Here is a 15,907-nt window from a genome sequence, read left to right on the forward strand (position 1 = left end):
TAAAACAAGATTTTGAAGTTAACGTATTTTGTTATCATATTTGATACCATATGTTTAGAATGTCAGGCACACACCAGCGCCCCACTGTAGTAATAGATATTGAAAAGGGGTTTTTTGAAATATCCGGTTCTTCAATTCCTGAGAATCCAATGGATGTGTTCACTCCCATATTTGACCATCTAAACCGTTATTTAGAAAACCCTTTACCGGTAACTGAATTGCATTTCAGACTAGATTATTTTAATACTAGTACTTCAAAATTAATGTTAGATATGATCCATAAAATGGAAACATTAACGGATAAGGATGGGAAAGAAGTTAAAATTAAATGGTTCTATAGAGAATCTGATGATGATATGATGGAGATTGGTGAAGATTTTGCAAATCTTTGCAGATTACCTATTGAAATTATTCCATATGAATAAGTAAAAATTTAATTAATAAATTTAAAAAAAGCGGTTAGGGAAATTAATTTCTCTAACCGCTTTTTTTTAGTCTATTTCATTTAAAAATAACTCAAGCTTTTCAATAGTAACATGATCCATGACTACTATTTTATACCATTTTGGTCCTTTGTGGTTGTCAGGAATTAATCCATATTTTTTACAAATTACCGGATTCAAATATTCGGCTTTAATGGTGACTATATTGGCATCGGGATATCGATAGAATTCAATCTCCTTCTCTGCTAATTGATCGCAAAGCCATTTAGTTCTATGGTTTAATACCAATGTTTTTTCGAACCATCCGTTCGGACCATAAGTCATCAAAATCATCCAAATAGCTATTGCATTAGCTCCAGATCGAGATCCAATTAAGGTGAAATCTTGACCTTCAACATAGCTTGCTTCTTGTGTATTAGCATAATGCATCCAGTTTTTTCGAATCAGGAAAATTCCAGTTCCATAGGGTGCCTGTAGCATCTTATGCGCATCTAAGGTAATAGAGTTTACATGAGGATTACTAAAATTCAAATCATTATCCGATTTAGCAAATGGATAATAAAATCCACCATAAGCTCCATCAACATGCAGTTTAAAATCTAGACCTTTCTCTTGAAAAGTATCTGTATAAACACTTACATCATCCACCGAGCCAAACATAGTGGTCATCATATTGGCAACTATTATAAAATACTTCTTGCCTTGAGATTGAGCTTCTTCTATAGTTTCATGAACAGCCTCTTTGCTGATAGATCTATCATTCTCATCAACCTTTACTTTAAAAAAATCAATTTGAAGTACATTAGAAGCCTTTGCTGAAGAGTAATGAGCATCGCTGGAACTGATTAGCGCTATTTCATTTAGCTTCGCTTTCTTCTCTTGTAAAAAGTAATTCCTGTAAATCCACACTGCCTGCATATTGGCTTCTGTACCTCCCGAAGCTACATAGCCATCATATTCAGAATCACAATGCAGTATATCTTCAGCACAAACTTTAATCACCTCTTTTTCTAATTCCTGTGTACCTCTAAAAAAGCTTTCAGACTCTCCTAATGTATGACAGCCAATATGATTGGGATTGTGAATTAGCGTTGATAAATAAGGAGCATCCTCAAGAAAAGGTGCATTTTGATAAAACACCTTATCATCTAAATGAGAAGCTGGCAACCCAATAATATTTTCATTATAGTAATCTACATTTTCTGAAAGTGCAGAAAATATCCTTTGTCTTATCTCACTTTGAGATAGCTTTTTCCACTTTTGCATAATAAGAAATTTAATGTTTTGAATTAGGGGCAGATTCCTCGTGCGGAGATCTTGGATAGGTGATGCAAATGTAGGGATTTAAGAGGATATTACAAACTCTCGCTTAAACGCTAAGACGCAAAATTAAAACACCCCCTTTATCCCCCTTAAGGGGGAAGCTATGCTATGAACATATTTTTTTAGTTCATTACTTTTACAGTATAAGTGTATATTCTTTAACCGATAATAAAGTTAAGCCATGTTAGGTCCATAATGGGGAAAGTTGTTCTTAGGATTTATTTGAGACTTATAATTAGAAATCTCGATAGTTAAATCAATGTGGTAAAAATACCAATTGAATCTGAAAGAAATTCCGAGGTGATATCCCCTCGAGAGGATTATAGGGGTGTAAAGCTTGTGCTACAGCTATTTATTAGAAAAACAAAAGGGTGAAAGTACTTGTGGCTAAGATTTTATTTGAAAATTAGAAGGGTTATTAAAACTAACACCCCCTTATCGCCCTCAAGGGAGAAGCCTGCCATGAGAATACTTTTCAAATAATGAAACTATAGACCACTAATTGCAATTTTTGATTTATACTTAAATTCATAATTGAAGTTTTTTCGAGAAGCTATCCCCTTGAGGGGATTATAGGGGTGTGCCAAATGGAATTTTGCGCCTTAGCGTCTTTGCGAGAGAAATTTTAAAAGGGAGGGAATAGTGGGGAATTATTGGAAAATCAACTTCTTGATGACTTCTTCGCCTTGGAAACGGAATCTCAAGAAGTAAACGCCAGAACTAATGTTATCTCTTTGGAAAGAGATTTCATTATAACCCGCTTCTAGAGAATAATTGAAGTTATTAATATTTTTACCATTACTGTCTTCTAATCTAAAACTTAAAACATCACTTTCTGGGGTGATAATTGGAATAGTAATTTGACTAATAGCTGGATTAGGATAGATTTCCAATACCTGAAAACCACTTTCCAGATTCGTGCAAACTTTATTGTTTACAAGATTGTCCTCATCAATAATAGAAGATTTGGCGCTAGCTTCTATGCAGATCTTCTTCAAGCCTTTACGTTGTTCCTCCGTTAATTTTAGGCTTAAAGAATAATTTCTATTGTCTTCTGGATAGATCGGGGCATTAACTGTTTCTGTTACTTCATAGGAACCTAAATCTATTCTAAGATCAATTCTTTCTGGAACCAGTGACCCCCTATTTCTGATATTAAAAATAAAAGAGGTAAACTCATCATCTTCATTCACAGTTAAATTATTCAGGGCCACATCAAGGCTTGGTTCTCTAACCTTTATCTGCTCAAAATACTCATCCACACAGCCTTCAGCATTGACTAATCTTAGGCCTAGCAAATAAGTACCCACTTCATTAATAGTATAGGTTAATTCTTGATCGCTAGAAATACTATCCCCATCTAATGTCCAGAGAACTGATGAAATGATATCAGCATTATCGGCAGTAGTAGCGATATCAAATGGATAAGCTCCTACCTTTTGATTAAGCTGGAAGAAGGACTCTGGCGAAGGTTTAATATCAATGATTTTGCTAATATTTTGAGAACAACCGGATTGCGTTTCCAAGATCAAATTAATTTCATAAGAGCCAGTATCTTCAAAAATAAACTCTGGATTTAAAGCATTGGATCTAATTTCTCCATCAATACTCCAATTATAACTTTTTAATGAATTGCCTTTTAAATCACTCAGATTTTCGATTTGAATGGCAGTTCCAACACAGGCTTTATCCCAGCTGAAATCAGGGAGAGGTTCTTCATAAATCTCAATAATCTGACTATTAGTTGAGCTGCATAAATTCTCATTTTCTTGTCTATAAGTCAGTTCGTAAGTTCCTTCAACATCAAATTGGTATTCAAATACAGTCTCCTGACTAGTCTGAACTATACTACCCACATTGTCTCTTAATTCCCAAAAATGAGAAATACTATTGATAGTATCTTGTGGAGTGAATTTTCTCAATTGACCTATACAGTTATTCTCGGCATCAAATTCAGCATTAGGTACTTCGTTTACTGTAATGCTTTGTGATGAAAAGGAGGTACAGCCATCGGAAGTCGTCACTTGCAAGCCTACTTCATAGGTTCCTGCTTCTGGAAAAATAAATTCGGGATCAGCTTCTGAGGAAATATCAGTTTGAACGCCAGCCACACCAAAATCCCATAAGTAATCTGTAATATTTGATTGATCGACTGTGACCAATTGCGTAAATTGAGTAGCCTGATTGGCACATGCCACATCAGCTTCAAAAGCCACATTGGCTAAAGGTGAGATCTCCACTTCTTGCGTAATGGTAAAGTCGCAGCCATTGGTCGTAAATGCGGTTAGTTGCACTTGATACACTCCCGCTGTATCATATTGATGACTTGGATTTGCCTGAGTAGTTTGAGTTCCATCCCCCAAATCCCAAGTGTAATTATCCAAAAACTCCCCTTCTGAAGTATTTGCGAATTGAATGAGTTCACCTAAACAATTATTATTGGTTTCAAAAGAAACTAATGGCCCAGGATTGACCGTAATGGTTTTGGTTCTTTCCACAACACATCCTGCCATATTAATAATTTGAGTAATGGTATAATCTCCAGCTGCTGCATATTCATGAACGGGATTCTCTTCCGTTGAAGTAGTTCCATCTCCTAAATCCCATTCAAAAGTAGCGGTTGTTGGCAGAGAAGTAAGGTTTTCAAATACAATAGGTTTTTGAGAGCAAATACTTCCTTGAGCTGTTGCCTGAAAGTCAGCTACGGGTTCAGCATAAACACTCACCGTATCGACAAAAAGGTTATTACAACCGTTTGCATCGGTTACATTTAAACGCACTTCATAATCCCCTGGAGTACTGTAATTGTATGCAGGATTCTCAGCTGTACTGGTATTTCCATCTCCAAAATCCCAGTTATAACTACTGATATTGGCTGTACTTTGGCTGGTAAATTGAATCGGGTTTGAAATACATAAGTTATCACCAGTGGTGTAGGTGATATTAGGGGCTTGGTTGTTGGTGACTGTTATTTCTTTGGTGATGGAAGAAGAATTACCATTGGAGTCGAAAGCAGTTAAGGCGATAGAATAAGTCCCCGATAAAGTGTAACTGTTTATTGGCTCAAATTCTGAAGATATTTTTTTTATCTCTCCACATTCAGAATCATAAATTAATGAATACAGTTTCTCATTGTTTACTCCAAAATACTGATAACGCCCGTAAAAATAACCTCCACTAACTACAGGAAAAAAACTGTTTGAATAACCTAAATCAACTACTGTAGAATCAAGACTTAAATTTTTTAAATCTAAAGTCAAAGTTGGATTACCTGAATCAAATTGGTTAACTATAGCATAGTAATTGCCAAAATATTCCTGTATTTCTATCCTGGATAGCCTATTTAATTCAGAAGGGAAGTCAGCATTAGTATATTCTTCCTCAAAGACAAAACCTGTTTCAATTGAACTCCCAAAATTAATTCTTACGATATTTTGGCTTGTTAAACCTACAACAAATCCAATTATTTCATCATCTTTTTTTACTAATTCAAAACCGTTTGCATTGTTTATATTAGGAATCATATTGCTAGTCACAGTATCATAAGGTATGTTTGCAAGTGACTCTCCATACTTAATTAAAAAGAATCTTCGAGCATTCAAATTTAACCCTAACAAAAAGTATTCATTATTCTCTTCATAAACTTTTAAATCACGAATTTGAACATTCCCCTCTCCAAACGTTCCTAAGTTTTCTATATTAACATTGTTATTTTCTATATCATTACCAAAATTAATCCGAGAAATTCCAAATCCATTAGTTCTACTACCAATATATCCGTAATAATTATTATTAGATTTATCACGAATTATTTTAATTGTTTGAGGTGTTTGTAAACTCCCGCTTAATATTGAAAGTTGATTTGTAACATAAGGGCCATCTAAGTTCTTACCCAAATTAGTTCTATATAAATTACCATTATCATTAGTGTTAAAAAAATAAAAATTTCTATTTAAAGAATCATAATACAAATCATTACCTCTAACATTATTTGCTCCATTAATATCAATAATATAATTCTCTGAAGGAGTATTTGAGAACTCATCTATACAAAAGTCCCATTCAAATCTTGAAGCATTTATTGAATTATTCGTTAAATCAAATTTTTCTCCTTTGCAAGGATCAATAGGCACATTAAACTCAGCTGTAACCTGTGCGCTAAGTTTTATCGCTAATCCAATAAATAATAAAATTAAACTGTATCGCATTCAACTAAAAAAAATAGTCTTCCAATTATTGATATAACTATTAATGTCTCTTTTTCTTAATGCTATTTCTCTTACTTTGTTTCTTGAAATATCAAGTAAATATTCAATATCTTCTCTTGAAATCTCCTCTATCTTAGAAAACGTTCTACCAATTTTTTCATTTTCAATTGTTACATAATCATCTGATATCCCTTTTGGTATAAGTGTCGGCAAACCACAAGCCCAATACTCTCCATTCTTGATGGGTGAAGAGTACCTTCTACTTGGAATAGCTCTAATACCGCAGAAACCAATATCCGCAGCAGATAAATACTTACTTACCTCTTCTTTCCTTAAATAACTAAAATAAACCGCTTCCTTTGTAATATTGAATTTCTTAAGCATTTGATTTATTGACTTTTCAGGATAATCAGTAAATAAAAAGAACTTAAATCTTTTTGAATCAAGACTCAAACAATTTTGAAAAAACGAAAAAAGATCATCTTCCATATACATGCCTCCAATTTTACCTAAATAAACAATAACAATCTGATCTAATTCAATTTTCAGCTCTGATCTGATTCGATTTCTTGCTTTCGCATCAAAAAAGTAAAAATCCATATTTATACAAGAAGGAATCACATGAACATTCGATCTGACTCCTTTCTGAAGTAGTATTTTTTTAAAACTATTTGTAGCAGTAATAATATGTTGGGCATGCTTAGCTATTGGTGTCTCTAACTTTTTTAAAAATAAATACTCCCAACTATTTTGTTTCCATACACCAGAATCTAGCATATAATCTGCGTGCGGTTCAAAAGTATGAATGATGTGAGCTTTACCTGATAATTTGCTTAAATAGTGACCAATTATTGCTCCTGGAAACCCTTCTGAAAATATCTTATTAGCATTATATTTTTTTATTAAAATAAAGCTATAAAAAAGACCTACAACAAAATCAAATAGCTTTTTAACAATTTTGAAAGAACCAGAATGCCATTTCGTTCTTTTCCAAAAAATATTGTAGGTTTCTAATTCAACCGTTATATTTTTTATCTCTTTTTTTGAAAGAATGTGCTGCTTTTGCTCCCAAGTAAGTAAAACATACTTCAAATTTTTGTCTTGAACAGCTTTTATATAGGGTAGTACAGCAGATTGGAAAACAGGATCTTTAAAACTGTAATAGGAAAAAACGAATATAGTCATTGTAAAAATTTAGTTCTTTCTAATTCTTCCCTAATTAGACTTGAAAACTCATCTCTTGCAGCACCACTTAAATGATGACCATCTCTAAATTTTGTGTAATTTTCGAAATATATTTTTTGGTAATCGAAAATCAGGACATTTTCGTAAGCCAGTACCACACTGTTTAGTTTATGATAATAATGTGTTGGTTCAAAGCAAGTGCTATGTTTATAATAATGATATTTAGTTATAGGATACTTGACCAGTACTAACTGGATGTTGTTTTCGGTACAAATTTCTACGATTTTCTCTAGATAAAACTTTGCATCCTCTACTATTATTTCACCAAAGCAGTTTTCTTCAATGTTATGTCTTTGAATAAAATCAGGCGGAGTAAAAGTGGCTTCTTGACTTTTCTCATTTTGATTTTGACTTAAAGTATAATATTCATAAAATTCAAAATAGCGACCCGCATAATTCATGAAATTCGCCCTTAGCCAAAACCCAAAATATTGACTGAAATTATTAGTTACATTTCCTAATTCAAAAAAATTGACGTATTTATCCCAGTAATTCAAATTTTTATTGTCAAGCCCAATTTGCTTTGTATCGGTGATATCATAGTTCAATAGTAAATGATTAATTGAATAGCCATGTTCTATTAGATATTTCAATTTATAATAAGATTTAGCCCAATTTTCACCGTAGGAAGCAAAATGAATTAAGCTATCATTTTCATAAGTTTCAATTCCAAATGAATGCGAATTTCCTAAAATCAGATACTGAACCTCTTTATTCTTGACATTACCAAAGAAACTAGCATCCAACTCCCAAATAACTGCTTCTTTATTAATATGCTTAAACCACTCATTAAGAAGAAAATTCAGCCCTAGAACTAGTAGTATTGGGAGTAAAACCCGTTTCAAAATTGGAAGTATATAAACTGATTAGAGTCTTCAATACCGAAAATAAGAATACAAAAGAACACTAAAATTAAAACAAGTGCTTTTTTGAAGTAATTAAGAGATTGGAAGACATACTCCTCACTTCTTTTAGAACTAAAAAATTCTACTAGTAACAATAAGAAGATTACTAGAGGAGAGAGTATAAAATCAAACTTGTTAATACCTACAGCACTGATTGATTCATAACTATTAGAAAAATTTAAATCATTAATGTTATTGAAGATTATCCATACATCACTCACTGAATTAGCTCTAAAGAATACCCAAGAAATCAATACAATTGAAAATGAAATACACCATTTTAAAAGATTAGGTAATTTAAGACGCTCGTATTTAGAAAAAATTCTTTCCATAACCACCGCCATACCATGGATAGCTCCCCAAAGTATAAAAGTCCAGTTCGCTCCATGCCAAAATCCACTGATCAGAAACGTTAAAAGGAGATTGTAATACGTTCTCCATTTTAAAGTTCTATTTCCTCCTAAAGGAATGTATACATAGTCGCGAAACCAAGTTGACAAAGAAATATGCCAGCGCTTCCAAAACTCAGTAAGTGAGAGAGAGAAATAAGGACTATTAAAGTTTTTCATTAAGTTAATGCCCAAAATTTTTGCTGAACCTATGGCTATGTCTGAATAGGCAGAAAAATCGCAATAGATTTGAAAAGCAAAAAAGATAATGGCAATAATTAAAACCAAACTATTATGTTCTGATGGATTATTAAAAACGGGGTCAACAAATAATGCTAATCTGTCTGCTATCACAACTTTCTTGAATAACCCCCAAATAATGATAGTAGAACCAACCTTTAAATTATCCGAGTTAAGTTTAAAATTCTGCTTTAATTGATGTAATAGGTGGCCCGCTCTTTCAATTGGACCTGCTACCAATTGCGGAAAAAAGGTTACGTAAAGCGCAAAATACCCTAAATGCTTTTCAGCCTTAATTTTACCATTATAGACATCAATCGTGTAAGCTAACGTTTGGAATGTGTAGAATGAAATTCCCATCGGCAGTATCAATTCAACAAGCGGAATTTGATAACCTATTAAAGGCTTTAAAAGGTAATTTATGTTTAAGATTGAAAAATCTAAATATTTAAATGTCCATAATAATCCTAAATTCACAAGAATAGAAAGAGAAAGAAACAACTTTTTATGGTTCCCCTTTTCAATTTTTATTCCAGCAATATAATCTGTTAGCGTAGATATTAATATTAATACAATAAGGTTAGTATTCCATGCCAGATAGAAAATATAACTTGCAATTAGGAGAATAATCCATCTAAATCTAGATGGTAATATATAATAAGATATAATTACAATGAAGAAAAAAAGAAAATACTCAACTGAATTAAACAGCATTAAAAAACAGCCTTAACAGCATTAATTATTTCTAGATTTCTTAAGTAGGCTAAAAACATAGCCTTTTTGTATTTGAATCTGTAAATATTGAGATCGCGACTACTAGTTTCGTCCCAATTTTTTATTTGATTTTCAATGTATCGATATCCTGACTCAAGACCTTGTAGGTTTTTCATTGCAGAATTAGAATTATTTCTATAATATAAGATCGTCCTTTCCGTATACGCATAAATCCCCCCTTTTTTCGCTAATTGCATATAAAAAAGTAAGTCTTCCCCATGAGTAAGTCCTTTTTTAAGTGAATGATCTTCCAATAGCTTGCTTTTAATCATCCAAGTAAGACCTAAGAATGATTTACCCGTCAAATGAATTAAATCGATAAACGGGTTGCCACGAAAAGAAGGTAGCCAATCCTCTTCAATTTTTTCTAAATGCTGATTCATCTTGAAGACCCTTCCATCCACAAAAGCTACCTCAGGATTTTCCTCAAAAACTTTAAGTCTATGATATAAACTATCCTTGGTTAAAGCATCGTCTGCATCTAAAAAGCAAAAGTAATCGCCCTTCATATTTTTAAGCCCTAGATTTCGTGCAGCACTCACACCTTTATTCTCTTGCTCAAAATACCTTATTCGAGAATCTTTGTAAGACAATGCAATTTCCTTTGAAGAATCTGTACTACCATCATTAATCAAAAGCAATTCCCAATTTTCATAGGATTGATTTAATACAGATGCTACTGCTGCACCTAAATATTGTTCAGATTGATAGAATGGAGTAATTATCGAAATAAAACTGCTCAAGAATAGATTATGTAAATACGATTGTTGGTAAAGGAGATTGATTATAAAGTTCAATGCCAAAGTAATCAAGAACCATCATTATTTCTTCAATATCTCTATCAGATAGATTATATTTCCAATGACTTAATTGTGAGCCTTTGCCATCCATAATTGGACTTCCCTTTATAGTAGTAGCACTTGCTTTGTTTAATTTATCATAGGCTGAGTCAGGGAGAGTTATACCCCATCTATCCTCAATCCGTTTAAGTTGATATATTCCGTCAGTAACCAAAGATTCATAAGTTACTGTAATCCATCTTTTATTATTATCGGGATGCGACAAAGGAATTTGATTACACAGACACCAAGTGGCTGCTAAAACTTGAGCTTTTGAATTTAGTCCTTTAAGAAAATCTTCATGTTTGGTGTAAAATTCAGGATATGGTTTATCCTCAGGGATATGAAAACTGCTTTTAACACCATTCCAGCCCCCCTGTTTAAGTTGACTTGCTATTACAGCACAAGGATGGCGAATAATGTAAATTGGAGCATATCTGAATTGAAACTGATTTGTAAGCCAAGGTAATAATTGATTTGCTCTACAAAATTTAACATGAGTTCTTTTTACATTTATTAGATTGAAGTAAGATTGGTTCTGAAAAAGATGATGATTATATATATTCCCCTTAAAAATATCACAGAAATAATTTTTTACCTCGTACCAGTTATCACTCTCTGCTATAAATTGCCGATGCGAGAAATTATGTTTGTTAAGCTTGTCAATTAATGGAATACTGAGAGGTTCCCAAACTAGTGCGGTGTTCGGTATTTCCATTATAATTTCAGATAGCCATGTTGTTCCACCTCGTGGATCACCAGAAATAATTAATGTATCTTCAACATTTTTGTTAAGATTTATTTTGGGAAGAAAACTATCATTAATAGATTTCCGAATCTTGTAAAAAATTCTATTGAGTATGCTCATTTATAACAAATCCAATAGATAGTTCACAATTCTTTTAGCAGTTTGTCCATCCCAATTATTCGGTACTTTTCTATTAGAATTTTCATTTTTTAAAATTCGAATAACTGAAGACTTCAACGTTTCATAGTCATGCCCTATTAATTGGTTAGTCCCTTCTGAAATGGTAATTGGTCTTTCTGTATTTTCCCGCAAAGTCAAACAAGGCACTCCTAAAAATGTAGATTCTTCTTGTATACCTCCAGAATCTGTAATAACAATTTTTGCTTCCTTTTGAAGTTTTATAAACTCGAAGTAACCTAATGGCTCAATAAAATGAATTTTGTCAAATCTCTTTATATCTATGTCAATTTGTGCCAATCTTTTTCGTGTTCTTGGATGCAGTGGAAATATTATTTCTACAATTTCACTTAGCCCTTCAAAGGTGTCTATCAATTTAATTAATGCTTCCTTATCTTCAACATTCGATGGTCGATGTAGTGTACAAAGCACATAATTCTCTATGTCGACTACTCTGTTACACTGTTCTATTTGGGTCATAAATTTTACCATGGTATCAATCATGATGTTTCGCACTAAAAATATCTTATCACTTTCAATTCCCTCATTTTTCAAGTGCTGGTTTGCATCTTCAGATGGAGTAAAACAATAATCGCTTATACTATCAGTAACAATTCTATTTATTTCCTCTGGCATTGTTCGGTCAAACGATCTTAACCCAGCTTCAATATGTGCTATTTTGATCCCCATTTTACTAGCAACTAAAGCACCAGCTAAGGTCGAATTTACATCCCCGTAAACAATTATCATATCGGGTCTTTCTCTAATGAAGACCTCTTCAATTCTTATCATCATTTCAGCTGTTTGATGAGCATGAGATGATGAACCTACTCCGAGATTGTAATCAGGTGTTGGAATTTCTAGTTGCTTAAAAAATACTTCATACATTTTATCATCATAATGTTGTCCCGTATGAATAATCTTTTGCTCAATTTTCCTATTTCATAATTCAGAATGGAGAGGTGCGAGCTTCATAAAATTGGGTCTAGTCCCCACAATGTGAAAAATCATAAATTCTTTAATTTAAAAATGAGATTAGCATAATTATTAGGCGTTTTAAACTGATTACAACCCTCTTTATTGGAATCTAATTTGGTTTTACTTTTTAAAAGCGATTCCATTTTTAGTACATTTTCTTCTATATTATCTGGATTAAACATATATGCCAATCCAGTTTTTCTAAGAACATCTTTTTGCTCACCTTCATTTACAAATGCTAAAATGGTTTTTTGATTAGCGATATATTCAAACGTCTTTCCTGCAACCGAATATTCTTTTCCATCTGGTATTTTGCTAGAAGTTATCAGTAAATAATCTGCTTGATTAATCAGATCTTGAACCTCGACTTTATTTATAAATCCGATATGTTGAACAACCTCCTGCAAGCAATAATTTTTCACCATTTCATCAAACCAGTCAGGTTTTTGCCCAGCAAAAACTACTTGGACTCTTGAAGAAAGATATTGATTCTTTTTAAGAACTCTCCTGAGCGTTTTAAAAAAATATAAAGGTGAACGATAAGACCAATCTTCTATTCGAGGTAAATATTGTAGCCATTGATACCACTTTTTTTGATACCATTTTTTGCTTTGCAAGGACTGACTGTAGGGATTAAAATAAAATGAACCTGTATAAGCTATTCTGATACAATTATTGTTAGAGTTAGCTTTTGTATTTTCTTGATATTCCTCAAAACCGTTGGGACTATAAATAAATTTTCCTCTTAAATAGTGACCGTGGATTTTAGCAAAATCATTAACTTGCTGAAGACTGGTTGAGGTTACAAAAACGGCCTTATCAATTGCTTTTTTTTCAATTTGAAGAACTCTTCTGTAATGTAAATAGGAAGGATATGGCGTCATAACCCATTGACTCCATGCATCTCTAAAATCCAAAATATAAGGAATCCCAGTTTTCTCAGATAATTTTTGAGCCCTAGCGGATAATGAAAATGGCGGGCATGTTATTATCAAATAGTCAAATGAGGATTCTTGATGCTGATAATTTATGGCTGTTATTAAGTGAGGAATCCACCTTGATGCCACATCATCTGTAAGTTTAAGATAATGCCCTTTACTAAATATAGAGGTTTTCTCAGGTTGAATTTTAGTCCTTACAATCTTAAGACTTGATTCATCAATATGAAAATTCAACTTATTGTTGGGATATGAGTTTGTATTTAATGTAAATACAACAACATCTATCCCAGCTTCAACTAAACTTTTTGCCATATAATATGGTCGCTGGCTTCCACCTACATTGTAAGGTGGAAAGTCATGAGCTATTAGTGCAATTTTCAAAGTGTTTTTAAAATGTATTCTTTTATTAAAAGTTTATTTAAACCAATCTTAAAACTTAGACTGAAGTTGAACAATTTTATTATTTTAAAATATTGTCTAATTAATGTAATAGGTCTTCCTTTTTTGATTGATAACCTAAAAGATTGCATTCTTATAAACTGTAATAACAACTGTTCTAATTGTTTGCTCGGTATAAATTCTTCAATAGAAAAATAAGCTTTAAAAACTTCATCTAAAAGCCCAATTTCATTGTAACTCCAGTCTTTTGAATTATCCTGTTCTATTAAAGTTTTATATTTAGGAGCAAATATTGATTCCCTTTTAATTAAGTTAAAAGAAGTAAATGATATAAATAAATATATGTTTCTTAATTCAGAGTTTTTTAAATAGTGCTCTAATGTACCTTTAGCATTTATTAACAAGCCTGACATTTGAGAAGAATAATGAGAAACTTCGAATAGAGAATCAAAAACATTAGATAAGTGCTTATAATCATATTCTTCAATTCGCCCCAATTTGTAGCCCTTGAACCCTTTCCACTTTACTCCAGGAATGATACATCCTAATTCACTATTTTCTTCAATTTTATTACAACTAAACTCCAGGTATCCTTTATCAATCAAGTCATCATCACCTATAAACATCACATGACTAGCAAAGGCTTTTTGAAATACAAAAACTGCATTTTTCTCTAAGCCTATATTTTCAGACTGCCTAAAATAATCAATTTTAATCTGTGAGTGATTAGCAATTATTTTCTGCACTGAATCTTGGGTTTGATCCTGTGAACAGTTATCAGAAACAATTATGGAAACTTTAGATTGTAATGTATATCTTTCTATTTCACTTATCAGATAAAGCAAATTTGCTGTTAAATCTGGTTCTCGGTTGTAAGTCGGAATAAGTATGTTAATTAACATAGAATTTTTCCCAGCTTTTATCCTTTTCCGATAGAATAGGATTATTTATTAACCATTTAATTTTTAAATTATGATCATCCCATAAAATCCCTTTCTCGGCTGTTGGCTCATAAATATTATCTGAACAATATAACACTTCAGTATTTTTTTCTAATACTAAATAGCCAGTGGCATATCCTCTAGGAATAAGAATAGAAGAATCAGTTTCTGAAAGTTCAAAGCTACTGCTTTCTAAAAAAGTTTTTAAATCTTTATCAATACAAAAAGTAGCTAATTGAATCCGCCCTTTTATTACTTTAAACAATTTAGATTCTGCGAACTCTCCAGTTTGATAATGTAAACCTCTCAAGACCCCCTTTTCAATAGTATTAACTTGATTAATTTGTTTAATATGGAAATCTTTTAAAGCAGGATGTTCTCCATTAAAGAATTTTCGAAAGACTCCTCTATCATCTATAAAATAAGGTAAATCAATTTTTTCAATCTTGTTCATTCAAAGTATTCTTTTATACTCTCATCCATATCTTTTTCAGCCTTCCATCCCAATTCCATTTTAGCCTTTTGGTCATCTAGGACCAAATAGCTCGCTTGTGCATCAAGCCTTTCGGCCTTCCCAAATTCTATTTTAGGAAGCTCAAAACCTAATTTTTTTGCCACACCCACTGTTCTTTCTACCAAAGTTGCAACACTCATGATTTGTTTTGAACCTAAATTATAGATGCCGCTTTCAAATTTACTTTCTCTTAATCTCCAACAAAGAAAATTTGTTAAATCAGACACATGCAAAAACTGCCTAACCTGAGCTCCGTGGCTAAGGTATAAAGGTGATTGTTGTCTAATATTTTTTACTACGTAAGGAAGCAAACGATTCTCATTCTCCCCCTTTCCATACATATTAGGAATAATGAAGTGTAATAGGGAAAATGATAATTCTTCATCCAATTGCTTCTGAATAAAATGGCTCAATAAATGCTTGCTTTTGCAATATTCGTTAAATGCAGGATTGCTAGAATAGATAATATCCTCTTCATTTGCTGCAGTTGAGGCTGTAGTTTTACCTAATTCAAAATAAGAACCAAATGAGATAAAAGCACCTTTAAAATTTAAATCACGTAGTTGTGCGATTAAATTAATTGGCGTTATTGTGTTGATACCATAAAGGTTCTCAAAGCTAGGCTTTTGATTAGATTGAACTCCTTCACCTGCTAAATATAAAATAGCATCAAAACTAGCAAGCACTTTAACATCTGGTATAGAATTAGGATAGTTAAATAAGAATTCATTCTTTGATGGGTTTCTGTTCCAGAACTCAATTACTAAATCTTCTTTAGCAAGCTTTTCAATTAATTTTTTTGCTAAAAAGGAGGTTGAACCTATGATGGCTACTTTTCTCAAA

At 32.3% G+C, this 15,907-nt stretch carries 13 protein-coding genes; 1 reads left to right on the forward strand and 12 read right to left on the reverse strand.

Annotation, left to right across the window (positions count from 1 at the left end):
* The first annotated feature begins 50 nt into the window (after positions 1 to 50).
* Positions 51 to 425: a DUF1987 domain-containing protein gene (locus QYS48_RS05770; RefSeq protein WP_308357899.1), complete on the forward strand. Its 375-nt coding sequence runs from the start codon at positions 51 to 53 to the stop codon at positions 423 to 425.
* Positions 426 to 491: 66 nt separating this feature from the next.
* Here QYS48_RS05770 and QYS48_RS05775 read toward each other — a convergent pair whose 3' ends face one another.
* From QYS48_RS05775 to QYS48_RS05830, 12 genes are all read right to left on the reverse strand, one after another.
* A complete protein-coding gene (locus tag QYS48_RS05775; RefSeq protein ID WP_308357900.1) occupies positions 492 to 1,709 on the reverse strand; it encodes a pyridoxal-dependent decarboxylase in 1,218 nt (405 codons plus the stop codon).
* A gap of 707 nt (positions 1,710 to 2,416) precedes the next feature.
* Positions 2,417 to 5,974, reverse strand: coding sequence for a PKD domain-containing protein (locus QYS48_RS05780; RefSeq protein WP_308357901.1), 3,558 nt, complete (start codon positions 5,972 to 5,974; stop codon positions 2,417 to 2,419).
* On the reverse strand, positions 5,975 to 7,159 hold the full coding sequence (locus tag QYS48_RS05785; protein ID WP_308357902.1) for a hypothetical protein: 1,185 nt from the start codon (positions 7,157 to 7,159) through the stop codon (positions 5,975 to 5,977).
* Positions 7,156 to 8,064: a hypothetical protein gene (locus QYS48_RS05790; RefSeq protein ID WP_308357903.1), complete on the reverse strand. Its 909-nt coding sequence runs from the start codon at positions 8,062 to 8,064 to the stop codon at positions 7,156 to 7,158. The genes QYS48_RS05785 and QYS48_RS05790 overlap by 4 nt, the downstream gene beginning before the upstream one ends.
* Positions 8,061 to 9,467 (reverse strand): MBOAT family O-acyltransferase, encoded by a 1,407-nt coding sequence (locus QYS48_RS05795; protein ID WP_308357904.1) that lies wholly within the window; start codon positions 9,465 to 9,467, stop codon positions 8,061 to 8,063. Before QYS48_RS05795 ends, QYS48_RS05790 begins: the two co-directional genes overlap by 4 nt.
* Positions 9,467 to 10,270, reverse strand: a complete 804-nt coding sequence (locus tag QYS48_RS05800) for a glycosyltransferase family 2 protein (RefSeq protein WP_308357905.1) — start codon at positions 10,268 to 10,270, stop codon at positions 9,467 to 9,469. Before QYS48_RS05800 ends, QYS48_RS05795 begins: the two co-directional genes overlap by 1 nt.
* Before the next feature lie 7 nt (positions 10,271 to 10,277).
* Positions 10,278 to 11,234, reverse strand: a complete 957-nt coding sequence (locus QYS48_RS05805) for a sulfotransferase domain-containing protein (protein WP_308357906.1) — start codon at positions 11,232 to 11,234, stop codon at positions 10,278 to 10,280.
* On the reverse strand, positions 11,235 to 12,224 hold the full coding sequence (gene wecB, locus QYS48_RS05810; RefSeq protein ID WP_308358426.1) for a non-hydrolyzing UDP-N-acetylglucosamine 2-epimerase: 990 nt from the start codon (positions 12,222 to 12,224) through the stop codon (positions 11,235 to 11,237).
* A 74-nt stretch (positions 12,225 to 12,298) separates the two neighbouring features.
* Positions 12,299 to 13,591 carry a glycosyltransferase gene (locus QYS48_RS05815; protein WP_308357907.1) on the reverse strand — a complete coding sequence of 431 codons (1,293 nt, stop codon included), beginning with the start codon at positions 13,589 to 13,591 and terminating at the stop codon, positions 12,299 to 12,301.
* Positions 13,588 to 14,511, reverse strand: a complete 924-nt coding sequence (locus QYS48_RS05820; RefSeq protein ID WP_308357908.1) for a glycosyltransferase family 2 protein — start codon at positions 14,509 to 14,511, stop codon at positions 13,588 to 13,590. Before QYS48_RS05820 ends, QYS48_RS05815 begins: the two co-directional genes overlap by 4 nt.
* Positions 14,501 to 15,004 (reverse strand): dTDP-4-dehydrorhamnose 3,5-epimerase family protein, encoded by a 504-nt coding sequence (locus tag QYS48_RS05825; RefSeq protein WP_308357909.1) that lies wholly within the window; start codon positions 15,002 to 15,004, stop codon positions 14,501 to 14,503. Before QYS48_RS05825 ends, QYS48_RS05820 begins: the two co-directional genes overlap by 11 nt.
* Complete coding sequence (locus QYS48_RS05830; protein WP_302103129.1) at positions 15,001 to 15,906, reverse strand: NAD(P)-dependent oxidoreductase; 906 nt, start codon at positions 15,904 to 15,906, stop codon at positions 15,001 to 15,003. Before QYS48_RS05830 ends, QYS48_RS05825 begins: the two co-directional genes overlap by 4 nt.
* Position 15,907 lies beyond the last annotated feature (1 nt).

The organism is Marivirga arenosa, from assembly GCF_030503895.2.
Classification (GTDB): domain Bacteria; phylum Bacteroidota; class Bacteroidia; order Cytophagales; family Cyclobacteriaceae; genus Marivirga; species Marivirga arenosa.